Source organism: Agromyces mangrovi, assembly GCF_030296695.1.
Lineage (GTDB): Bacteria > Actinomycetota > Actinomycetes > Actinomycetales > Microbacteriaceae > Agromyces > Agromyces mangrovi.
This window is the reverse complement of sequence record NZ_AP027737.1, coordinates 1,570,576-1,592,757: the sequence shown is the minus strand read 5'-3', so window position 1 is coordinate 1,592,757 and position 22,182 is coordinate 1,570,576. Positions and strand designations below refer to the sequence as shown.

The 22,182-nt window shown below is 71.8% G+C and carries 24 protein-coding genes; 21 read left to right on the top strand and 3 right to left on the bottom strand.

Annotation, left to right across the window (positions count from 1 at the left end):
* Positions 1–45: 45 nt before the first annotated feature.
* Complete coding sequence (locus QUE38_RS07535; protein WP_286311265.1) at positions 46–576, bottom strand: low molecular weight protein-tyrosine-phosphatase; 531 nt, start codon at positions 574–576, stop codon at positions 46–48.
* A gap of 104 nt (positions 577–680) precedes the next feature.
* Between QUE38_RS07535 and QUE38_RS07530 the strand changes: the two genes are divergently transcribed.
* Together QUE38_RS07530 and QUE38_RS07525 are read left to right on the top strand one after the other, a co-directional pair.
* Positions 681–1,040 (top strand): hypothetical protein, encoded by a 360-nt coding sequence (locus QUE38_RS07530; RefSeq protein WP_286311263.1) that lies wholly within the window; start codon positions 681–683, stop codon positions 1,038–1,040.
* Positions 1,031–2,485 (top strand): alpha/beta hydrolase family protein, encoded by a 1,455-nt coding sequence (locus QUE38_RS07525; protein ID WP_286311261.1) that lies wholly within the window; start codon positions 1,031–1,033, stop codon positions 2,483–2,485. The genes QUE38_RS07530 and QUE38_RS07525 overlap by 10 nt, the downstream gene beginning before the upstream one ends.
* Before the next feature lie 34 nt (positions 2,486–2,519).
* Here QUE38_RS07525 and QUE38_RS07520 read toward each other — a convergent pair whose 3' ends face one another.
* Positions 2,520–2,906, bottom strand: coding sequence for a phage holin family protein (locus QUE38_RS07520; RefSeq protein ID WP_286311259.1), 387 nt, complete (start codon positions 2,904–2,906; stop codon positions 2,520–2,522).
* A 90-nt stretch (positions 2,907–2,996) separates the two neighbouring features.
* Between QUE38_RS07520 and QUE38_RS07515 the strand changes: the two genes are divergently transcribed.
* The 4 genes from QUE38_RS07515 (at position 2,997) to QUE38_RS07500 (ending at position 7,778) form a co-directional block, all read left to right on the top strand.
* The gene (locus tag QUE38_RS07515; protein WP_286311257.1) at positions 2,997–4,097 is read left to right on the top strand and encodes a histidinol-phosphate transaminase; all 1,101 of its coding nucleotides are present in this window, start codon (positions 2,997–2,999) and stop codon (positions 4,095–4,097) included.
* A gap of 49 nt (positions 4,098–4,146) precedes the next feature.
* Positions 4,147–5,247 carry a thiamine pyrophosphate-dependent dehydrogenase E1 component subunit alpha gene (locus QUE38_RS07510; RefSeq protein WP_286311708.1) on the top strand — a complete coding sequence of 367 codons (1,101 nt, stop codon included), beginning with the start codon at positions 4,147–4,149 and terminating at the stop codon, positions 5,245–5,247.
* 173 nt (positions 5,248–5,420) lie between these two features.
* Complete coding sequence (locus tag QUE38_RS07505) at positions 5,421–6,386, top strand: alpha-ketoacid dehydrogenase subunit beta (RefSeq protein WP_286311707.1); 966 nt, start codon at positions 5,421–5,423, stop codon at positions 6,384–6,386.
* A gap of 81 nt (positions 6,387–6,467) precedes the next feature.
* Positions 6,468–7,778 (top strand): dihydrolipoamide acetyltransferase family protein, encoded by a 1,311-nt coding sequence (locus QUE38_RS07500; RefSeq protein ID WP_286311255.1) that lies wholly within the window; start codon positions 6,468–6,470, stop codon positions 7,776–7,778.
* A gap of 21 nt (positions 7,779–7,799) precedes the next feature.
* Here QUE38_RS07500 and QUE38_RS07495 read toward each other — a convergent pair whose 3' ends face one another.
* Positions 7,800–8,372 carry a GNAT family N-acetyltransferase gene (locus QUE38_RS07495; RefSeq protein WP_286311253.1) on the bottom strand — a complete coding sequence of 191 codons (573 nt, stop codon included), beginning with the start codon at positions 8,370–8,372 and terminating at the stop codon, positions 7,800–7,802.
* Positions 8,373–8,518: 146 nt separating this feature from the next.
* Here QUE38_RS07495 and QUE38_RS07490 point away from each other — a divergent pair, with 146 nt between their 5' ends.
* From QUE38_RS07490 to QUE38_RS07420, 15 genes are all read left to right on the top strand, one after another.
* Positions 8,519–9,628: a metal ABC transporter substrate-binding protein gene (locus QUE38_RS07490; RefSeq protein WP_286311251.1), complete on the top strand. Its 1,110-nt coding sequence runs from the start codon at positions 8,519–8,521 to the stop codon at positions 9,626–9,628.
* Positions 9,629–9,632: 4 nt separating this feature from the next.
* Complete coding sequence (locus QUE38_RS07485; RefSeq protein WP_286311250.1) at positions 9,633–10,376, top strand: metal ABC transporter ATP-binding protein; 744 nt, start codon at positions 9,633–9,635, stop codon at positions 10,374–10,376.
* A 34-nt stretch (positions 10,377–10,410) separates the two neighbouring features.
* The gene (locus QUE38_RS07480; RefSeq protein ID WP_286311247.1) at positions 10,411–11,331 is read left to right on the top strand and encodes a metal ABC transporter permease; all 921 of its coding nucleotides are present in this window, start codon (positions 10,411–10,413) and stop codon (positions 11,329–11,331) included.
* Positions 11,328–12,170 (top strand): metal ABC transporter permease, encoded by an 843-nt coding sequence (locus QUE38_RS07475; RefSeq protein ID WP_286311246.1) that lies wholly within the window; start codon positions 11,328–11,330, stop codon positions 12,168–12,170. Before QUE38_RS07480 ends, QUE38_RS07475 begins: the two co-directional genes overlap by 4 nt.
* Complete coding sequence (locus QUE38_RS07470) at positions 12,167–12,586, top strand: Fur family transcriptional regulator (protein ID WP_286311244.1); 420 nt, start codon at positions 12,167–12,169, stop codon at positions 12,584–12,586. Before QUE38_RS07475 ends, QUE38_RS07470 begins: the two co-directional genes overlap by 4 nt.
* A 376-nt stretch (positions 12,587–12,962) precedes the next feature.
* Positions 12,963–14,363, top strand: coding sequence for a quaternary amine ABC transporter ATP-binding protein (locus QUE38_RS07465; protein WP_286311242.1), 1,401 nt, complete (start codon positions 12,963–12,965; stop codon positions 14,361–14,363).
* The gene (locus QUE38_RS07460; RefSeq protein ID WP_286311240.1) at positions 14,360–15,259 is read left to right on the top strand and encodes an ABC transporter permease; all 900 of its coding nucleotides are present in this window, start codon (positions 14,360–14,362) and stop codon (positions 15,257–15,259) included. The genes QUE38_RS07465 and QUE38_RS07460 overlap by 4 nt, the downstream gene beginning before the upstream one ends.
* A gap of 79 nt (positions 15,260–15,338) precedes the next feature.
* On the top strand, positions 15,339–16,238 hold the full coding sequence (locus tag QUE38_RS07455) for a glycine betaine ABC transporter substrate-binding protein (protein WP_286311238.1): 900 nt from the start codon (positions 15,339–15,341) through the stop codon (positions 16,236–16,238).
* Positions 16,239–16,534: 296 nt separating this feature from the next.
* On the top strand, positions 16,535–17,929 hold the full coding sequence (locus QUE38_RS07450) for a glutamate decarboxylase (RefSeq protein ID WP_286311237.1): 1,395 nt from the start codon (positions 16,535–16,537) through the stop codon (positions 17,927–17,929).
* Between the two features lie 16 nt (positions 17,930–17,945).
* The gene (locus QUE38_RS07445) at positions 17,946–18,659 is read left to right on the top strand and encodes a hypothetical protein (protein WP_286311235.1); all 714 of its coding nucleotides are present in this window, start codon (positions 17,946–17,948) and stop codon (positions 18,657–18,659) included.
* A 166-nt stretch (positions 18,660–18,825) separates the two neighbouring features.
* A complete protein-coding gene (rpmB, locus tag QUE38_RS07440) occupies positions 18,826–19,062 on the top strand; it encodes a 50S ribosomal protein L28 (protein WP_136708936.1) in 237 nt (78 codons plus the stop codon).
* A complete protein-coding gene (rpmG, locus tag QUE38_RS07435) occupies positions 19,062–19,229 on the top strand; it encodes a 50S ribosomal protein L33 (protein ID WP_021760158.1) in 168 nt (55 codons plus the stop codon). Before rpmB ends, rpmG begins: the two co-directional genes overlap by 1 nt.
* A 3-nt stretch (positions 19,230–19,232) precedes the next feature.
* On the top strand, positions 19,233–19,538 hold the full coding sequence (rpsN, locus tag QUE38_RS07430; RefSeq protein ID WP_286311202.1) for a 30S ribosomal protein S14: 306 nt from the start codon (positions 19,233–19,235) through the stop codon (positions 19,536–19,538).
* A 235-nt stretch (positions 19,539–19,773) separates the two neighbouring features.
* Positions 19,774–20,061 carry an HU family DNA-binding protein gene (locus QUE38_RS07425; RefSeq protein ID WP_281883780.1) on the top strand — a complete coding sequence of 96 codons (288 nt, stop codon included), beginning with the start codon at positions 19,774–19,776 and terminating at the stop codon, positions 20,059–20,061.
* Positions 20,062–20,179: 118 nt separating this feature from the next.
* Positions 20,180–22,171 carry a cytochrome c oxidase assembly protein gene (locus tag QUE38_RS07420; RefSeq protein WP_286311197.1) on the top strand — a complete coding sequence of 664 codons (1,992 nt, stop codon included), beginning with the start codon at positions 20,180–20,182 and terminating at the stop codon, positions 22,169–22,171.
* The last annotated feature ends 11 nt before the right edge of the window (positions 22,172–22,182 follow it).

The following is a 22,182-nucleotide window of genomic DNA, read 5'->3' as shown; positions in this document are numbered from 1 at the left end:
CGGTACCGGCCGTCGAGCGGGCTGAGGGGCTGCGGGGGAGGTTGCTCATCGGGTTCCCTGTCTGAGTGCTGGAGCGAGCTGGCGGAACAGGGCCAGCGACGACCGCTCTATCATCCCAAGAACCCGGTCGAACATCGCATCGTCGGAGTAGTAGGGGTCGGGCACGTCCTGCAGCGGCGCCAGCTCGGGGTCGAAGCTCAGCATCATGCGCACCTTCGCGTGGTCGCGCTCGGTGGGCGCCCAGTTGCGCAGGATGCGCGCCTGCGACCGGTCGAACGCGACCACGAGGTCGAGTTCGCCGAAGCGGGTCGCGTCGAACTGCTGCGCGCGGTGCTGCGAGCCGTCGTAGCCGTGCCGCTCGAGGGCGGCGATGGTGCGCAGGTCGGCCTGCTCGCCGACGTGCCAGTCGCCGGTCGCGGCCGAGTCGATGTCGAGGCGGTCGCCGAGTCCCGCCCGATCCGCGAGGCTCTTCAGCACGACTTCGGCCATGGGCGACCGGCAGATGTTGCCGGTGCAGACGAAGCAGATGCGGAAGCGCGGTGGGTTGCCCGGCTCCGAACGCAACATGGCTCCCATTCTGGCGCGGATTCGGCTCCTCCACATCGCCGGTTCGGGTGAAGTGGGGAGGGATTCCCGGTGGCCCGGTCTCCGCAGCGGCGAACGACCGCGATCGTCGTCGCATGACGAGCGAATCGGATGCCGCGAGCCGGCGCATCGCGGACCTGCAGGCGCAGCAGGCGGGTCTCGTCGCGCTCGCCGCGCGGGTGGCCGCGGCGTCGTCCGTGCTGCCCGTGCCGGGCGCCGCGTGCTGGGCGTCCGAGGCGCGCAACCGGTACGACGAGCGGTTGGTGGGCCTCCTCCAGTCGCTGAACGCGGTGCGCGCGGTGCTCGAGGATGGGGCGGATGCGGCGGGTGCGCTCGCCGCGCGCATCGCCGAGGACCGGGCACGCGCGATCGCCGCGTCGACCGGCACGGGCGGCGGCGCCGACGTGCTCGCCGCGTTCGGCGTGGGTGCAGCGGCGACGGGGTCGTGGCCGTGACCGGCATCGCCGTGTCGGGCGGGGGCACGATCGCGGTCTCGACGGGCGACCTGCTGGCCGACGCGGCGCTGCTCGGCCACGCCGAGCGCGTGCTCGACGAGTGGGTCGTCGAGGCCGGTCGGCTGCGGGCGCTCGACGACGCGTGGATGTCGCCCCTCGTCGACGCCGGCGCCGGCTGGGCGCTCGTCGAGGCCGAGCGGCTCCTCGCTGCGGCGGTGCTCGAGGTGGCGGAGCTCCGGACGTCGCTCGTCGAGGCCGCCGAGCAGTACGGAATCGCCGAGCGGCAGGTGCGGGCGAGCTGGGAGGCCGGCACCCGCCTCGCTGCCTGGACGCTCGGGCGGGCGCTCCCCCATGCCGCCGTCGTGGCCGCGCTGCACGCCCCGACCATCGCCGTGGTCGCGGGGCTGGCGGCGGGCCTCGGGCTCGACCCGACGGCGCCGTTGCACGAGTTGGTGGCGGCGATCGGCCGGCACCCCGAGTGGATCTCCGACCCCCGGTTCGTGGAGTTCGTGCGCGCCGCGGTCGCCTCGGTCGACGAGTTCGCGATCGGTGCCGCGGGCGGCGTGCCGGTGGTCGAGGCCGGCGCGGCCTCGTCGGTGGCCGTGCTGCTCACGATCGCGGCCCTCACCCGCGGGTTCGGCACCGGCGCACTGGTCGAGACGCCGGTGCGGGTCGATCGCGTGCCGCCGACGGGTGGCGTCGTCGCCGGCGGTCGCGCGCCCGACCCGCGCATCGGCGAGCCGCTCGAGGGCCCGCTGGCCCCCACCGCCCCGGTGGGCGTCGCGGGGCTCGCCGACCGCATCCCCGCCGACGCCGACGGCGCGCGCATCCGGGTCGAGCGGTTCGGCACCGAGGCCGACCCGCGCTGGGTCGTGTACATCGGCGGCACGGTCGACGCCGGGTTCGTGCCGGGCGACGAGCCGTTCGACATGACGTCGAACCTGCACGCCGTGGCCGAGCGCGAGTCGGCGAGCGAGCGCGCCGTGCGCGAGGCGCTCGCGCAGTCCGGCGCACGGCCGGGCGACCCGGTCGTGCCCGTCGGCTACTCGCAGGGCGGCATCGTGGCGGCCCGGCTCGCGGCGTCCGGCGACCTCGTCGTGCCGGCGGTCGTGAGCCTGGGCGGGCCGATCGGGCAGGTCGACCTGCCCGACGACGTGCGGGTGCTCTCGCTCGAGCACGACGACGACCTCGTGCCGGCGCTCGGCGGCCCGCAGCGCGACGAGCCGAACCGGGTCACCGTCTCACGCGACGCCTTCGACCCCGACGACGGCGCCGAGCACGCCCCGGGGGCGCTGCCCGCGCACGACCTCGACGCCTACCGCCGCACGGCGGCGCTCGTCGACGTCGACCGCGACCCGCGGCTCGCCGAGTTCACCGGGTGGATGGACGCGTACGTCGGCCGGGAGCCGCCGGAGTCGACGCTCTGGCGCGCGACGCGCGAGTGAGTGCGGACGCCGCCCGCGCGGCATCCGCTCGCTGTCAGTCCCGCGTGACCGGCCGGAGGATGAGCCCGAGGATCCAGGCGATGATCGCGACCACGATCGCGCCCAGCACGCCCCACCAGAACCCGTCGACCACGAGGCCGAAGCCCATCAGGCCGCTGATCCATCCGACGAGGAGGAACAGCAGGCCGTTCACGATCAACGCGAGCAACCCGAGCGTCAGCACGTACAACGGGAACGCGATGATGTGCAGCACCGTGCCGATGATGCCGTTCACGAGGCCGAAGATGAGCGCGACCAGCAGGTAGGTGAGCACCCAGCCGATCGTCGTGTCCTCGTAGGGTTCGACGCTCACGCCCGCCACGATGAGGGTGGTGAGCCACAGGGCGACCGCGTTGACGATGATCTTCAGCAGGAAGCGCATTCCCCCACTATGGCACCGCCGCACCCGTCGTGGCGGGCCTGTTGACAGGCGCGTCGTCGCGCGCGACACGCGCGGGGTACGGTGGTTGCCGTGAGCGACGCCCCACCTCCCGCCGCACCCGTACGGCTCCGCCCCGAGATCGCCGCGCTCCCCGCCTACCGCCAGGGTCGCCCGGCGCCGGCGGCCGGCTACAAGCTGTCGAGCAACGAGAACCCGTTCGATCCGCTGCCCGGCGTGGTCGGGGCCGTCACGGCCGCAGCCGAGTTCAACCGCTACCCGGATGCCACGGCCCTCGCACTGCGCGAGGCGCTCGCCGCACGGTTCGACCGCACCGTCGACGAGGTGCACATCGGCGCGGGTTCCGTCGCGCTGCTCAGCCAGCTGATCCTCGCGACCAGCGGGCCGGGCGACGAGGTCGTCTACTCGTGGCGCTCGTTCGAGGCGTACCCGGGGCTCGTGACCGTCGCGGGCGCGACGAGCCGCGCGGTGCCGAACCGGCCCGACGCGGGCCACGACATCGACGCGCTCATCGATGCAGTGACGGATGCCACGCGCATGCTCATCGTCTGCTCCCCCAACAACCCCACCGGCACCATCGTCACCGCCGCGGAGTTCGAGCGGCTGATGGCGGCGGTGCCGAGCGACCTGCTCGTCGTGCTCGACGAGGCGTACGCCGAGTTCGTGACCGACCCGGACGCGGTCGACGGGCTCCCGCTGCTCGACCGCCACCCGAACCTCGTCGTGCTCCGCACCTTCTCCAAGGCGTACGGGCTCGCCGGCCTGCGCGTCGGCTACGCCCTCGGCGGGGCATCCGTGCTCGACGCCGCACGGTCGACGGCCATTCCGCTCTCGGTCACGGGCCAGTCGGTCGCCGGCGCGCTCGCCTCGCTCGCAGCCGAGGACGCGCTGCTCGAGCGGGTGCGGCACATCGCGGTGCGCCGGGACGCGCTGCGAGCCGCGCTCCGGGCCCAGGGATGGGACGTGCCGGTCGCCCAGGGCAACTTCGTCTGGCTGCCGACGGGTGAACGCACCGCGGCCGTCGCGGAGCGCCTGTTCGACGCCGGACTCGTCACGCGGGCGTTCCCGCCGGAGGGCATCCGCGTCTCCGTGGGCGAGGAGGAGAGTGTCGACAAGCTCCTAGCGGTTCTCGATGAGCTTGTCGGGATGCCACAAGAAGGGCCCTCCACCTAGCGGGTAGCGTGGAACGGTGGCAGCCCGCGACACCGACCCCAGTGCGCCCATGGTGCAGATCCTCACGCCCGACGGCGTGATCGCTCCGAGCGCCGAGGCGGAGCCGTATCTCGCGCTCGTCGAGGGCCTCGATGATGCGACGCTCGAGACGTTCTACCGTGACATGGTGCGCTCGCGCCGCGTCGACGTGGTGGGCGCGAACCTGCAGCGGCAGGGGCAGCTCGCCCTCTGGGTGCCGAGCAACGGGCAGGAGGCCGCGCAGGTCGGCTCGGCGCACGCCGCCCGCCCGCAGGACCACGTCTTCCCCGCCTACCGCGAGCACGTCGTCGGCATGATCCGCGGCCTCGACCCGGTGCGCATCATGGCGCTGCTGCGCGGCGCGACCCTCGGCGGGTGGGACCCGGCCGAGACCGGCAACTTCCACCTCTACACGCTCGTGCTCGCGTCGCAGACGCTGCACGCCACCGGCTACGCGATGGGCCTGCGGTTCGACCGGCTCGTCGGCACCGGCGACCCCGAGACCGACACCGCGGTGCTCGTCTACTTCGGCGACGGCTCGTCGTCGCAGGGCGACGCGAACGAGGCGCTCGTGTTCGCCTCGAGCTTCGAGACGCCCGAGGTCTTCTTCATCCAGAACAACCACTGGGCCATCTCGGTGCCGGTGGAGCGCCAGTCGCGCGTTCCGCTGTCGCGCCGCGGGCACGGCTTCGGCATGCCGGGCATCCGCATCGACGGCAACGACGTGCTCGCGAGTTACGCCGTCACGCGCACCGCGATGGAGCAGGCGCGCGGCGGCGAGGGCCCGAGCCTCATCGAGGCGCTCACCTACCGGATGGGCGCGCACACGACCGCCGACGACCCGACGAAGTACCGCCCCGAGGGCGAGCTCGAGTCGTGGATCGCGCGCGACCCGATCTCGCGCTACCGCACCTGGCTCGAGGGCCGCGGCGCATCGGCGGAGTTCTTCCAGCAGGCCGAGTCCGACGCCGACGACTTCGCCGCCGACGTGCGCCGTCGCACGCTCGAACTGCAGGCGCCGTCCCGCCCGGCGATCTTCGAGCACGTGTACGCCGAACCGCATCCGCTCATGGCCCAGCAGGCCGACTGGCTCGAGCGCTACGAGGCCGGCTTCGAGGGAGGTGCCGCATGACCAGCGAGCTCCAGGACCGCGTCGACGAGGTGCCCCCCGTGGTCGCGCCGCCCGCTCCCCCGAGGAGCAACTCCGGCGAGGGGCGAGCGGATGCCTCCCCGGCGCCGTCGTCCGACGCCCCGACCGCGCTCGACGAGGCGTCCGCCGCGCCCGAACTGCTCGGCGTGCAGTCGATGCCGATGGGCAAGGCGATCAACGCCGGGCTCCGCAAGGCGCTCGCTGACGACCCCAAGGTGCTCCTCATGGGCGAGGACATCGGGCCGCTCGGCGGGGTCTTCCGCGTGACCGAGGGTTTGCACGCCGAGTTCGGCGGCGACCGCGTGATCGACTCGCCGCTGGCCGAGTCGGGCATCGTCGGCACGGCGATCGGCCTCGCGATGCGCGGCTACCGCCCGGTGCTCGAGATCCAGTTCGACGGGTTCGTCTTCCCCGCCTTCGACCAGATCACGACACAGCTCGGCCGCCAGAACCTGCGGCACGACGGCCGCATGCCGATGCCCATCGTCATCCGCATCCCCTACGGCGGCCACATCGGCTCGATCGAGCACCACCAGGAGAGCCCGGAGGCGTACTTCACGCATACGCCGGGCCTGCGGGTGGTCAGCCCGTCGTCGCCGCACGATGCGTACTGGATGATCCAGGAGGCCATCGCCTCGAACGACCCCGTGATCTTCTTCGAGCCCAAGAGCCGCTACTGGCCGAAGGGCCCGGTCGACCTCGACCACGCTGGCATCGACCTGCATGCCTCGCGGGTCATGCGTCGCGGCACCGACATCACGGTGGTCGGCCACGGCGCCATGGTCGCCACGCTGCTGCAGGCCGCCGACATCGCCGAACAGGAGGGCCGGAGCCTCGAGGTCGTCGACCTGCGCTCCCTCTCCCCCATCGACTACGGTCCGCTCGTCGACTCGGTGCAGCGCACCGGCCGGCTCGTGGTCGCGCAGGAGGCGCAGGGCTTCACGAGCCTCGGCTCCGAGGTCGCGGCGACCATCGCGGAGCGCTGCTTCTACTCGCTCGAGGCCCCGGTGCTGCGCGTGTCGAGCTTCGACACGCCGTTCCCGCCCGCCGCCCTCGAGGCGGACTTCCTGCCGAGCCCCGACCGCGTGCTCGAAGCCGTCGACCGCGCACTCGCCTACTGAGCGCCACGTACCGAGGAGCACGATGACCGAGATGCAGTCCCCCTCCCCGACGTCGGCGAGGGCCTGACCGATGCTGAGATCGTGTCGTGGCGGGTCGCTCCCGGCGACCGCATCGAGCTCGACCAGGTGTTCGTCGAGATCGAGACCGCGAAGTCGCTCGTCGAACTGCCGAGCCCCACCGAGGGCGTCGTGAGCAAGCTGCTGGTCGAGGTCGGGCAGACCGTCGACGTCGGCACCCCCATCGTGACGGTGCAGACGGATGCCGCGAGCGGCATGGATTCCGCGACCGAGTCGCCCGCCCCGTCGGAGGCGGCCCAGGTCGCCGCGGACACGGCGTCGACCGTCGCGTCGGAGCCCGAGCCCGAGGCATCCGGTGCCGTGCTCGTCGGCCACGGCAGCTCGGGCCTCGCGTCGAGCCGCCGCAAGCGCCACCCCGCTCCCCCGGTCGCGCACGAGCGATTCGCCGAACCGGCCCCCGCACCCGCGGGCGGATCGCCGACCAAGGTCGCCGGCGCGCGCGCCGACTCCGACGTGCCGGTGATCGCGAAGCCGCCGATCCGCAAGCTCGCGAAGGACCTCGGGGTCGACCTCAACCGGGTCACCGCGACCGGCCCCGTCGGCGAGATCACGCGCGACGACGTGATCCGCGAGGCGTCGCAGGCCAGCGTCTTCCGCAACATCCAGACGCCTGAGACGCCGTCGGACCGCGAGTACCGCGTGCCCGTCAAGGGCGTGCGAAAGGCGATCGCCGCGGCGATGGTGGAGAGTGCATACTCCGCGCCGCATGTGAGCGTGTTCGTCGACGTCGACGCGACCCGCACCATGGAGTACGTGAAGCGCCTGAAGGCCTCGCCCGACTTCGCGGGCGTCAAGGTCTCGCCGATGCTGATCATGGCCAAGGCGATGATCTGGGCGGTGCGGCGCAACCCGACGGTGAACGCCCAGTGGACCGACCAGGAGATCGTGGTCAAGCACTACGTGAACCTGGGCGTGGCTGCGGCGACCCCTCGCGGGCTCATCGTGCCGAACGTCAAGGAGGCGCAGGGCATGAGCATGGTGGAGCTCGCGACCGCGCTCGAGCAGCTCACGCTCACCGCGCGCGAGGGCAAGACGCAGCCCGCCGAGATGCAGGGCGGCACCATCACCATCACGAACATCGGGGTGTTCGGCATGGACACCGGCACGCCGATCCTCAACCCGGGCGAGGTCGCCATCGTCGCCCTCGGAACGATCAAGCAGAAGCCGTGGGTCGTCGACGGCGAGGTGCGACCGCGGTTCGTGACCACGATCGGCGCGTCGTTCGACCACCGCGTCGTCGACGGCGACGTGGCCTCGCGGTTCCTCGCCGATGTGGCGGCGATCATCGAGGAGCCCGCGCTGCTGCTCGAGTAGCCGCGGCTCCGTGCAGCTCCCCTACTCGGCGGGTCGCTCGGGGTGCCCGGCGGCCGGCTCCGTGCCGGGGCGGTCGATCACGATCGCCTGGAGCTGGCCCGTGGTCGGGAGGTGACGTTCGTAGCGGCGCATGGTCGCGTCGCGCGCGATCTCGTGCATGCCGGCGGCGCGCATCGCGCGGGTGGCGGGCACGTTGGCGGCCTCCGCGTCGGCGCGTGCGCGGGCCGCTCCGTTCGCTGCGGCGACGCCGAGCGCGAGCTGCACGGCCTCGACCGCCAGGCCCTGCCCGCGGACGGCGGGGACGAGTGCGAACGCGAATTCGACCGTGCCGGTCGCGTCGGGCGGACCGTAGAAGATGACCGCGCCGATCGCGGCGCCGGAGCCGTTGCGGCGCAGCAGGTAGGGCCCGAACGGGGCGGGGTCGCCCTCGGTCTCGACGATCTCGAGGAACGTGCGGACGAGGTCGATCTCGTCGGCGAAGGCGTACCCGCCTTCCCACCCCTCGCCCGGTGCCCGGTCTCCGGCCAGCACGCGACGCGCCTCGGAAACGGTGAACGGATGCAACGTCAGCGGAGTGGTCGTCGTCGTATCCACGTCATTCACTCTCGCACGCCTCGACGGCGACACGCCAGAACGTTCCACAATGTGTCACTCCTCGTCGACGGAACGGACATGCATGCCCGGATCGGCACGCACGCATGATTTTGACAATCATTATCAATAAGCCTACGCTCACTGTCATGCGATCCGTCACGCCCATCTCCTTCGCCGCGCTCGCAGCGGGCGCCCTCGTCCTCACCGGCTGCTCGGCCACCGGCACCGCCGGCGGGAGCGACGGCCCGAACGTGGTCGCGACGACCACCCAGGTCGCCGACTTCACCCGCGAGCTCGCGGGGGAGCAGGTCGCACTCACGGCGCTGGTCAGCGCGAACCAGAGCGCGCACGACTTCGACCCGTCGGCGGCCCAGCTGCTCGCGCTGACGAACGCGGACGCGCTCGTGATCAACGGCGCCGGCCTCGAGGCGTGGCTCGACGACGCGATCGACGCCTCGGGCTTCGATGGCGTCGTGATCGACGCGAGCACCGGCGTCGAGCTGCTCGAGGGCGGCGACGACCACGCCGACGAGCACGCCGAAGAGGAGCACTCCGAGGACGAGCACTCGGAGGACGACCACGCCGAGGAGGAGCACTCGGAGGAGGAGCACTCCGAGGACGAGCACTCGGAGGACGACCACGCCGAGGACGAGCACTCGGAGGACGAGCACGCCCACGAGGAGGGCAACCCGCACATCTGGACCGACCCGGCACGTGCCGCGCAGATGGTCGAGAACATCGCGGCGGGCCTGGCCGACGTCGACGGCATCGACGCCGGTGCCCTCGAGACGGCCGAGGCCGACTACCTGGCCGAGCTCGACGCGCTCGACGCGTGGATCCACGAGAACGTCGACGCCGTGCCCGCCGACGAGCGCCTGCTCGTGACCAACCACGACGCGTTCACCTACTTCGTCGACGCCTACGACATCACGTACGTCGGCAGCGTCATCCCGGGCTTCGACGACAACGCCGAGCCGAGCGCCGCCGAGCTCGACGAGCTGATCCACGCGATCGAGGACACGGGCGTGCAGGCCGTCTTCTCCGAGCAGTCGATCGCTCCCGACGCTGCCGAGACGATCGCGCGCGAGGCGGGCGTCGAGGTCTACTCGGGCGAGGACGCGCTGTACGGCGACTCCCTCGGTGTCGCGGGCAGCGACGGCGAGACCTACATCGGCAGCCAGGTGCACAACGTGCGACTCATCGTGGCCTCGTGGGGCGTCGAGCCGACCGAGGTGCCGTCGACCCTGCAAGGATGAGCGCATGAGCGCTCCCGTACTTCGCCTCGACCGGGCCGCCTTCGCCTACGGCGGCACGGTCGGGGTGCAGGGCGTCACGATCGATGTCGCCCCGGGTGAGGCGGTCGCGCTCATCGGCCCGAACGGCGCGGGAAAGTCGACCGTGCTGAAGGGCGTGCTCGGCCTGGTTCCGTTCACGAGCGGACGCATGCAGCTCGCGGCATCCGTCGCCTCCCTGCCGCAGACCGCCGAGCTCGACCCCGAGTTCCCGATCACGCTCCGGCAGGTCGTGATGCAGGGGCGGTACCGCTCGATGGGCTGGCTCCGGATGCCCGGCGGGCGCGATCGCGCGGCCGTCGCCGCAGCGCTCGACGCGGTCGGCCTCGCGGATCGCGCAGGCACCCGGTTCGGCGACCTCTCGGGCGGCCAGCGCCAGCGCGGACTGCTCGCACGGGCGCTCGCGTCGGAGCCGGGACTGCTGCTGCTCGACGAGCCGTTCAACGGGCTCGACCAGCCCAACCGCGAGGCGCTGCTCCGTACCGTGCACGACCTGAAGTCCCGCGGAATCGCGGTGATCCTCTCGACCCACGATCTCGACCTGGCGCGCGAGACGTGCGACACGGCGCTCTTCCTCAACCACACGCAACTGGCGTGCGGGCCCGTGGAGGAGACGCTCACGCTCGATACCGTGCAGCGGTGCTTCGGCGACGTGGGCGTCGAGGTCGACGAGCACACGCTGGTCGTGCCCGACCACGAGGGGCGCCAGTGACCTCGAGCGACGGCTCGCGGCGGGGGAGTGGGCGATGAGCATCGACCAGATGCTCTTCGGGGCATACGCACTCCCCTTCATGTCGCGGGCGCTCGTCGCGATGCTGGCGCTGGCGCTCGTCGCGGGCCTGATCGGCGTGCTGGTCAACCTGCGCGGGCTCGAGTTCATCAGCGACGGTCTCACCCACGCCGTCTTCCCCGGGCTCGCGATCGGGTTCGTCGCGGGCGGCGAACCGGGACTCGTGATCGGTGCGACGATCGCGGCGGTGATCGCGGCGGTCGTGCTCACCCTGGTGTCGCGTGCCGGCGTGGCATCCGATTCGGCCATCGCCATCGTGCTGACCGGCGCGTTCAGCATCGGCGTGCTCGTCGTCTCGGGCGGCTCCGACTTCGCCGGCCAGCTCGAGACGCTGCTGTTCGGGCGACTGCTCACGATCGATGCAGAGACGATCCCGCTGCTGCTCGCAGTCTGCGCGATCGCGCTGGCGCTCGCGTGGGGCACCCGGTCCCGGCAGCTGTTCCGCGCGTTCGACCCGGTCGGCAGCGAGGCGGCGGGCGTCAAGCCGCTCGCGACCGACCTCGTGCTGAACGTGGCGATCGCGCTGGTGGTGGTCGCCGCCTCGAGCACCGTCGGCAGCCTGCTCGTGCTCGCCGTGCTCATCGTGCCCGGCGCCGTCGCGCGCCTGGTGACCACGAGCCTGCTCGCCCTGTTCCCCATCGCCGGGCTGTACGCGGCGCTCGCGTCGTGGCTCGGCCTGTCGATCGGGTTCGGCGTGTCGGTCGGCGCGGGCGTCGACCTGCCCGGCGGGTCCACCGTGGTCGCGGTGTTCGTCGCCGGGTACGCGCTCGTGCTCGCGACTCGGCTGCTCGTCGACCGGGTGCGGGCGATCCGCCGATCGGCGGCCGGTCGCGCCAGGCGCGAAGCGGTGGCGGATGCCGGGGGAGTGGTCGCATGAGCTACTTCGAACGCGCGCTCGTGGCGGTCGTGGTCATCGGCGCGGTCTCCGGTCTCGTCGGCTCGCTCGTCGTGCTGCGCAAGCGCGTGTTCTTCGCCCAGGCCCTCACGCACGGCACCTTCCCCGGCGCCGTGGCGGCCGCCGCGCTCGGCGTCGCGGTGCCGATCGGCGCGGCCGTGGCATCCGTCGTGCTCGTCGGCGTCATGCTGCTCGTGTCGCGGGTCCGCTCGCAGGGCGCGCAGGTGGCGGCGGGCATCGTGCTGACGGGCGGGTTCGCGCTCGGCGCGCTGCTGCAGGCGCTGCTGCCCGACCTGCCGATCCGCGCCGAGTCGTTCCTCATCGGGTCGATCCTCACCGTCACCGAGGCCGACCTGCTCGTCTCCGGCGGCGTGCTCGTGGTGGTCGTCGCCGCGTTCGCCGCGTTCGGCAAGGAGCTGCTCTTCTCGACGTTCGACCCGCAGGGGTACCGGAGCGCCGGGTACCGTGGATGGCCCATGGAGACCCTCGCCCTCGCCCTCGTCGCCGCGGCGGTCGTGTCGTCGCTGCCCGCGGTCGGGGCGATCCTCGCGATCGCGCTGATCGCGGCGCCCGCGGCTGCGGCCCGGCTGCTGATGCCGACCGTGGGCTGGATCGTGCTCGTCGCGCCGCTCATCGGCGCCGCGTCGGGCGTGGCGGGCCTCGTGATCTCGCGCGAGTTCGGTCTCGCGGCGGGGCCGGCGATCGCCCTGGTCGCCTGCGGGTTCTTCCTGCTCGCGCTCGCGGCCCACGGCGTGCGACGCGTGCACCCGCGCTCGCTGCACGTGCCCGTCGAGACCGCGGAGGAGGCGATCGCACGATGAAGCGGCAGACCTGGCAGCGCGAGGCGGTGCGCGAGGCGCTCGACCGCACCGACGGCTTCATCAGCGCGCAGGCGCTGCACGCGAGCCTGCACGACAGCGGGTCGCCCATCGGGCTCGCGACCGTCTACCGCGCGCTCGCCGACCTCGCCACGACCGGCGACGCCGACTCGCTGCAGTCGCCCGAGGGCGAGGCGCTGTACCGCGCGTGCACGACGACGGGCCATCACCACCACCTCATCTGCCGGTCGTGCGGGCGCACGGTCGAGATCGCCGCCGACGAGGTCGAGCAGTGGGCCAAGCAGGTCGCCGCCCAGCACGGGTTCACCGAGGCGGCGCACGTCGTCGACGTCTTCGGGCTGTGCGCCGAGTGCACCGCGCGGGCCTCCGGCACGCCCGAGCAGGTAACGAAACCGTAACGACCCACGATCCGCATGCTGCTGGGGATGCCGCCGGGCCGGTGCGCGCGCAGGAGGACGAGAGCGGCCGCCTGAGGGGGCATCCGACTTGCCCTCGTCAGCGTGATCGCTAGGGTTGGTGCGGCCCTCCGGGGCCACCCGCCCAGCCCACGGACCACGCGCGAGAGCGCAGGGGACGAGGTCGAGCAGCGTTCCGCGCCCCCGATGGTCGCGGGCCGCGACATCGGATGACTCGCGAGCATCTCGGAGCACAGGTCTGCGTTCCTCTCGCTGGAGTCGGATGTCGCGCACGCCGCCGACCCCGGGCGCAAGCAATGACGCGTGCCCTCGAGCCGACGAGCACCACCGGCGGCGGGGCGCGCACGGAGACGCACACGTGACGCAACCCCCTGCACCGAACGCCCCCATCCCGACCGACGAGTCGCCCGCACTCGAGGTCCGCAACCTCTTCAAGTTCTTCGGCCGCCGCCCCGGCGAGGCCGTCCAGCGCCTGCGCGACGGGGCGACCCGCGACGAGCTCGCCGGCCTCGGCACCGCCGCCGTGATCGACGCCGACTTCGACGTGCGGCGCGGCGAGATCTTCGTGGTCATGGGGCTCTCCGGCTCCGGCAAGTCCACGCTCATCCGCACGCTCAACGGGCTGCTCGAGCCCACCAGCGGCAGCATCACCGTGGCGGGGGAGCGCATCAGCGGCATCTCGCCGAAGCGCCTGCGCGACGTGCGTCGCCGCCGCATCTCGATGGTGTTCCAGCACTTCGCGCTGCTGCCGCACCGCACCGTGCTCGACAACGCCGCCTACGCGCTCGAGGTGCAGGGCGTGCCGCTCGCCGAGCGCACCCAGCGCGCCCGCACCGTGCTCGAGCGCGTCGGCCTCGCCGGCTGGGAGGACAAGCTCCCCGACGAGCTCTCGGGCGGCATGAAGCAGCGCGTCGGCCTCGCCCGCGCGCTCGCGGCCGACACCGACATCCTCCTCATGGACGAGGCGTTCTCGGCGCTCGACCCGCTCATCCGCCGCGAGATGCAGGAGCAGCTCGTCGAGCTGCAGCAGGAGCTCGGCAAGACCATCGTCTTCATCACGCACGACCTCAACGAGGCGATGTTCCTGGGCGACCGCATCGCGGTCATGCGCGACGGCCGCATCGTGCAGCTCGGCACCGCCGAGGAGATCCTCACCGACCCGGCCGACGACTACGTGGCCCAGTTCGTGCAGGACGTCGACCGCGCCCGCGTGCTCACGGCGTCGAACGTCATGGAGAAAGCCCGCGCCGTCATGAGCGCGTCGGCCGGCCCGCGCCACGCCCTGCGCATCATGCGCGACCTGCAGACCTCGGTGGTCTACGTGGTCGGCGGCGGCCGGCGCCTGCTCGGCATCGTGCGCGACCGCGAGGTGCTGAAGCTCGTGCGCGACGGCGTGCACAGCCTCGACTCGGCGATCCGCGACGACTACCCGGTCGTCGGCCCCGACGAACTGCTCTCCGACCTGCTCGGCACGTCGGTCGAGTCCGACCTGCCGATCGCCGTGGTCGACGACCAGCAGCGCCTCGTCGGCGTCGTGCCGCGCGTGACGCTCCTCGCCGCGCTCGGCAACGTCTCGACCGACACCGGCGGGCAGCCCGTGATCGAGCTGCCGCACACGACGATCCCGATCGACGTGCTCACCGAGACGCTGCACGCGACGGCCGACGGCGAGCCCGAGGCATCCGTCGCTGTCGCCGACGCCACCGCCCCGGAGGCCGCCGACGAAGCGCCCGTCGCGACCGAGAGGAGCCGCGCATGAACGAGTTCCGCCTGCCCCTCGGCCAGTGGGTCGAGGACTTCATCGACGTGCTGACCGACGTGCTCTCCGGCTTCTTCGCCGTGGTGCGCGCCGTGTTCCTCGGCTTCTACGACGGCGTCGACTGGGTGCTCTCCACCCCGCCGTTCTGGGTGATCATCGTGCTCGTCGCGGCGCTCGCCTGGTGGGCGCGCGGCTGGAAGCTCGCGGTCGGCTCGGCCGTGGGCCTCCTCGTGATCCTCGGCGTCGACCAGTGGGCGAACGCCATGGACACCCTGGCGCTCGTGCTCGTCGCGTCGACCATCGCGGTCGTCATCGCGATCCCCGTCGGCATCCTGGCCGCGCGCAGCGACCTCGCGTCCAAGATCATCAAGCCGATCCTCGACTTCATGCAGACGATGCCCGCCTTCGTCTACCTGATCCCCGCGCTCATCCTGTTCCGCGTCGGCGTCGTGCCCGGCATCGTCGCGACCATCGTGTTCGCGATGGCCCCCGGCGTCCGGCTCACCGAGCTCGGCATCCGCGGCGTCGACAAGGAGGTCGTCGAGGCCGGCCAGGCGTTCGGCTCGTCCCCCGGCCGCATCCTGCGCCAGATCCAGCTGCCGCTGGCGATGCCCTCGATCATGGCGGGCGTCAACCAGGTCATCATGCTCTCGCTCTCGATGGTCGTCATCGCGGGCATGGTCGGCGCGGGCGGCCTCGGCGGCGACGTCGTGGCGAGCCTGAACCGCATCGACGTCGCGCTCGGCTTCGAGGCCGGTCTGTCGGTCGTGATCCTCGCGGTCATCCTCGACCGCATCACCGGCGCGTTCGGCGGCGGGCTGCGCAAGCGCCCGAAGAAGGCGAAGGCGGATGCCTCCGAGCCGGCGCCCACCGCGGAGCCGGCGCCCGCCGCCTGACCCACCCCCAGTCATCCGCGCACACCCGTGCGGATCCCCAACACCCGCGACACACAGCACGCGGGAGGAAAGGAACACCATGAACAAGCGACACCTCACCGGCGCGCTCGCCCTCGGTGCCGCCGCGAGCCTCGTGCTCGCCGGCTGCGCCTCGGACGGCGACACCGCCGACAGCGGCGACAGCGACGCCGCTTCGCAGGAGATCACCATCGCCGTCTTCAACGGCTGGGACGAGGGCATCGCGGCCAGCGAGCTCTGGAACGCGATCCTGACCGAGCAGGGCTACGACGTCACCCTCGAGTACGCCGACGTGGCTCCCGTGTTCTCGGGCCTGTCGACCGGCGACTACGACGCGACCTTCGACGTCTGGCTGCCGCAGACCCACGCCTCGTACATCGAGGAGTACGGCGACGACATCGTCGACCTCGGAGCCTGGAACGAGGAGGCCGCCCTCACCATCGCGGTGAACGAGGACGCCCCGATCGACTCGCTCGCCGACCTCGCCGACAACGCCGACGCGTTCGGCGACCGCATCGTCGGCATCGAGCCGGGCGCCGGCCTCACCGGCGCCGTCGAGGACTCGGTCATCCCGACCTACGGCCTCGAGGACATGGAGTTCCTCACGTCGTCGACCCCGGCCATGCTCGCCGAGCTGACCGCGGCCACCGACGCGGGCGAGAACGTCATCGTCACCCTGTGGCGTCCGCACTGGGCCTACGACGCGTTCCCGATCAAGGACCTCGAGGACCCCGAGGGCACCCTGGGCACCGCCGAGGGCATCCACACCTACGCGAAGTCGTCGTTCGAGGACGAGTTCCCCGAGGTCGCCGAGTGGTTCTCGAACTTCCAGATGGACAGCGAGCTGCTGTACTCGCTCGAGAACGTGATGTTCAACGAGAACGACACCGACGACTACCAGCCCATCGTGGCCGAGTGGATCGCCGACAACCAGGAGTGGGTCGACTCGCTCACCCAGTGAGTCTCGGCTGACCCGGACGGCGCGTGAGCGCCCCGGAACCACCTGATCGGATGCCGCGGGCGGCGAGTGCTGCCCGCGGCATCCGTGCGTCCGGGCCCGTCCACCTCCGGCGCGCCGGCCCGTCGAAATCGGCCGGGCCCGTCGAACTCGACGTGCCGACACGAGTTCGACGTGCCGAACGGGCGCGCAAGCGTCGCATCCGCTCACCCGAATCGGGGGTGCGCACCCGACGGCGACGGGAGTAGGGTCGGCGTCGGGAGCCGGGGCGGGGGCCCACGGCCGGAGGGGGAACTCCGATGACCGACCAGCGCACCGCTCACGAAGACGACTCGTCCGGACTGATGGAGCCGAGGTTCCTCAGGCCCGGCGAGTCCACGATCGCCGACCACGACGTCTTCCCCGAGCACGAGGAACTGCCGCAGACGGCGTACCAGATCGTGCACGACGAGATCATGCTCGACGGCAACGCTCGCTTGAACCTCGCGACCTTCGTTGGCACGTGGATGAACGACGAGTCGAAGAAGCTCGTCGTGGACGCCGCCGACAAGAACATGGTCGACAAGGACGAGTACCCGCGCACCGCGGCCATCGAGGAGCACTGCTGGAAGATGCTTGCCGGGCTGTGGAACGCGCCCGACCCGAAGCACACCATCGGCACATCGACGATCGGCTCGTCGGAGGGCGCCATGCTCGGCGGTCTCGCGCTCAAGCGTCGCTGGCAGCAGGCCCGGCGTGCCGCGGGCAAGTCGACCGAGAAGCCGAACCTCGTCATGTCGAGCGCCGTGCAGGTGTGCTGGGAGAAGTTCTGCAACTACTTCGAGGTCGAGATGCGGCTGGTGCCGATCAGCGCGGAGCACCCGTGCCTCGACGGCAGCATCGTCCGCGACTACGTCGACGAGCACACGATCGGCGTCGTCGCGATCATGGGCGTGACCTACACGGGCGCGTACGAGCCGGTGCAGGAGATCGCCGAGGCGCTCGACGCGCTGCAGGCCGACACCGGCCTCGACGTGCCGCTCCACGTCGACGGGGCGTCGGGCGGCATGGTGGCGCCGTTCATCCAGCCCGACATCGTGTGGGACTTCCGGCTCGAGCGCGTGCACTCCATCAACACGTCGGGTCACAAGTACGGGCTCGTCTACCCCGGCGTCGGCTGGGTCGTCTGGCGCACCCGCGACCGGCTGCCCGACGACCTGATCTTCGAGGTGAGCTACCTCGGCGGGTCGATGCCGACGCTCGCGCTGAACTTCTCGCGTCCCGGCGCACCCATCCTGCTGCAGTACTTCATGTTCCTGCGGCTCGGTCGCGACGGGTACCGCGCCGTGCAGCAGGCCTCGCAGGACGTGGCGAAGTACCTGTCGGCGGGCATCGCCGAGCTCGGACCGTTCGAGCTGTGGAACGACGGCAGCGACATCCCCGTGTTCGCGTGGCGGCTGAAGGACGAGGGTTCCCGCAACTGGACCCTCTACGACCTCCAGGACCGGCTGCGCATGAAGGGCTGGCTCGTGCCGGCGTACCCGATGCCCGAGGACCTGGCGGATGTCACGGTGCAGCGCATCGTCGTGCGCAACGGGCTCACGATGGACCTCGCCGACGAGCTCCTCGCCGACATCCGCTCGGCGACCGAGTACCTCGAGCAGATCCAGACGCCGATGCCCGACATGGGCAATCGATCCGGCTTCCACCACTGACCGCGACGGGGAACGGGTGACCGCCGGTGAGCACGACGGATGCCACGGGGTCGGCCCCCGCCGGGGAGGGGCGCCGACCGGCCGCCGGCGCCTCCGACGCGAGGCGTGGGGCTTCGCGATCGGGTCGCTCTGCTTCCTGGTCGGCGCGCTCCCCTGGTACGCCGACGCGGTGGGGCCGGTGTGGACGGCGATCACCTTCCTCGTCGGCTCGATCTTCTTCACGCTGGCGGCGTTCATCCAGCTGAGCCTCAGCGGCCGCGCGCAGCAGCCCACGAGCGACCTCGGGCGGGCGGACCGCCTGGACTGGTGGGCGGCGGCGGTGCAGTTCGGCGGCACGATCGCGTTCAACGTGAGCACGGGCGTCGCGCTCGGCGCGGCGATCGCGCAGCCCGACCTGCTGGGCGCAGGCTGGCGGCCGGACGCGATCGGGTCGATCGCGTTCCTCGTCTCCAGCGGGCTCGCGCTCGCCGCGACGAAGGACCGCGGCGAGCTGTGGGACCCCGACGCCCGCACCTGGCACGGCAGCGTCCTCGGCGCGCTCGGCTCCGTGCTGTTCGCGATCTCCGCCGTCGGCGCCTACGTCGACCCGGTCACGTCCACGCTGGTCAACGCGCTCTGGGCCAACGCGGGAACGGCGCTCGGCGCGATCTGCTTCCTCGTCGCGGCGATCGTCTCGCGCCGGGCCGAGCTCCTCGTCGAGCAGGAGCGTGCGACGCCGATTCGGTCGTGACCGGCCGATCTGGTAGTCTGGCTCGTTGGCTGGGTACTTCCACTGCCCAGACCGCGACAATCCCCCACCGATTCACGCGATCCGTCGTGTGCGCCGGCCGGGGGTGCGTCAGCAGACAAGAGACCTTGGGAGGGGCATCCGCCCCTCGGTATTGGAGGAAAGACCAATGGCAGCAGTGTGCCAGGTGACCGGAGCCGTTCCCGGCTTCGGCCACAACATCTCGCACTCGCACCGCCGGACGAAGCGCCGCTTCGACCCGAACGTGCAGAAGAAGACGTACTACGTGCCGTCGCTGCGTCGTAACGTCACCCTGAACGTGTCCGCCAAGGGCATCAAGGTGATCGACGCTCGTGGCATCGAGGCCGTCGTCAAGGACATCCAGGCTCGTGGGGTGAAGCTCTAATGGCCAAGCAGCAGGACATCCGTCCCATCATCAAGCTTCGTTCGACCGCGGGCACCGGGTACACCTACGTGACCCGCAAGAACCGTCGCAACAACCCCGACCGCCTCGTGCTCAAGAAGTACGACCCCGTGGTGCGCAAGCACGTCGACTTCCGAGAGGAGCGCTAGACAATGGCGAAGAAGAGCAAGATCGCGCGCAATGAGCAGCGCAAGGAGATCGTCGACCGGTACGCGGCGAAGCGCCTCGAGCTGAAGAAGGCGCTCGTCAACCCCGAGTCGACCGACGAGGAGCGCGAGGCCGCCCGCATCGGCCTGCAGAAGCTCCCCCGCAACGCGTCGCCGGTGCGCCTGCGCTCGCGTGACGCCATCGACGGCCGCCCCCGCGGCGTGCTGACGAAGTTCGGCATCTCGCGCGTGCGCTTCCGCGACATGGCGCACCGTGGCGAGCTGCCCGGCATCACCAAGTCGAGCTGGTAGCCACCCGCTTCACGAAGGGCCGTCCCGTTCTCGGGGCGGCCCTTCGTCGTCTCCGCACCGTCCCGGATGCGCGCCACGCGGTGCAGAATCGACGCGAACCCCGGAAATCCGCGTGTTTCCGCGGATCTCTGTTACATTCGAGGCGGCCGATCGGCCACGGGGGAACCCATTCGGGGTGCCTCCGACACAACTGAAACAGCTGTACCGAACAGTGAAGGTCCGAGGAGGACATCCAATGGCTGACAAGTCGCTGAACAAGACCGACCTCGTCGCGAAGATCGCGGCGGACACGGACTTGAGCCAGGCCGCCGTCGACAAGGTGCTCGGCAGCCTCTTCGACGTGATCGCGGAGTCGGTCGCGTCCGACACCAAGGTCTCGATCCCCGGCTGGCTCGCCGTCGAGCGCACGCACCGTGCTGCTCGCACCGGCCGCAACCCGCAGACCGGCGCCGAGATCACCATCCCCGCCGGCTACTCGGTGAAGGTCAGCGCGGGCTCGAAGCTCAAGGCCGCTGCCAAGTAGCGACGCACGACTTCCGCGGAGGGCGCCGGCTTCGGTCGGCGCCCTCCGTTCGTCTGTCGGGGGCGAGCGGCGGATGCCGCGGGAAATCCGCGCCCTGTCCAGCGCTTAGGCTGGTCTGGTGCCCCGCTCCGCCCGCGTGTTCGGCCCTGCCGTACTGCTCTCCGTCGCCGTCCTGGCGACGCTCGTGGGCCTCGTCGTCGGCGGGGGCGCCGAGCCGCTGCCGTTGCAGGACGCCGGCCCGGTCGTGCGGTGGGGCCTGCCGATCGCGAAGCTGCTCGTCAACCTCGGCGTCGCGGGCACGCTCGGCGGGCTCGTCATGGCGCTCTGGGCACTGACGCCCAAGAAGCAGGAGTTCGGCGCCGCCCTCGACGTGGCCGCTGCCTCGGCCGCGGTCTTCACCGTGGCATCCGCCGCCACCACGCTCTTCACGTTCCTCAGCGTGAGCGGTGCCGCGCTCACGTTCGACGACCGCTTCGGCGCCGCGCTCGGCCAGTTCCTCACCACCATCGAGCTCGGCCAGGCGTGGCTCACGACCACGCTCATCGCGGCGGCGGTCACCGTGCTGTGCTTCGCGGTGCGCAACCACACCGCGCTCGTCTTCGTGTTCGTGCTCGCGCTCGTGTCGCTCCTGCCGATGGCCGAGCAGGGGCACGCCGCGGGCTCCTCGGGGCACGACCAGGCGGTGACGGGCCTCGGCCTGCACCTCGTGTTCGCGGGCGTCTGGCTCGGCGGGCTGCTCGTGATCGTGCTGCTGCGCGGCACCATCGAGGCCGACCGCCTGCCGGTCGTCGTGGCGCGATACTCGACCGTCGCGCTCGTCTCGTTCATCGTCGTCGCGTTCTCGGGCTACGTGAGCGCGGCCCTGCGCGTCGGAACGCTCGACCAGCTCGCGACCCCGTACGGGCTGCTCGTGATCGTGAAGCTCCTCGCGCTGCTCGCCCTCGGCGGGTTCGGTGCGCTGCAGCGGCGGTGGCTGATCGGGCGGATGCAGCGTGCCGCCGCCTCCGGGCCCGCCGCCCGCTCGCGCGGACCGTTCTGGTGGCTCGTGGTCGCCGAGCTCGCCTTCATGGGCATCGCCTCGGGCGCCGCAGCGGCCCTCGCCCGCACCGCGACGCCGGTCGAGCAGGTGCCCGCCACCGACCTCGCGCAGCCGACGCCGGCCGAACTGCTCACGGGCGAGCCGCTGCCGCCGCCCCCGTCGGTCGAGAACTACCTGACCCTCTGGAACTGGGACCCGCTGTGGATCCTCGCCTGCGGGTTCGGCATCTTCTTCTACGTCGCGGGCGTCGTGCGCCTGCGCCGCCGCGGCGACCGCTGGCCGATCTACCGCACGGTGCTGTGGGTGAGCGGCATGCTGCTGCTGTTCTGGGTGACGAACGGCGGCGTGAACGCCTACCAGGAGACCCTCTTCTCGGCGCACATGCTCGCGCACATGGTGCTGACCATGGGCGTGCCCGTGCTGCTCGTGCCCGGAGCCCCGGTCACGCTGGCCGCCCGCGCGATCCACGCGCGCAAGGACGGCAGCCGCGGCGGCCGCGAGTGGATCCTGCTCGCCGTGCACTCCAGGTTCGCCGGCGTCATCGCGAACCCGATCGTCGCGGCGGTGCTCTTCGCCGGCTCGCTCTGGGTGTTCTACTACTCGCCGCTGCTGCGCTGGGCGATGGAGGAGCACATCGGGCACGAGTGGATGATCGTCCACTTCCTCATCACGGGCTACCTGTTCGCGCAGTCGCTCATCGGCATCGATCCGGTGCCGTACCGGCTGCCGTACCCGTTCCGGTTGCTGCTGCTGCTCGCGACCATGGCGTTCCACGCCTTCTTCGGCGTCGCGCTCATGATGGGCACGGGTCTCCTCGCCGCCGACTGGTACGGCGCCATGGGCTGGGGCACCGACGCGCTGGCCGACCAGGTGCTCGGCGGCGGCATCGCGTGGTCGATCGGCGAGATCCCCACGCTCGCCCTCGCGATCACGGTGGCGGTGCAGTGGTCGCGCAGCGACGAGCGCGAGTCGCGTCGCCGCGACCGCCACGCCGACCGCACGGGCGACGCCGAGCTCGAGGAGTACAACGCGCGGCTCGCGGCAATCGCCGAGCGCGACGCGCGCCGCTGACGCTCCCGGGG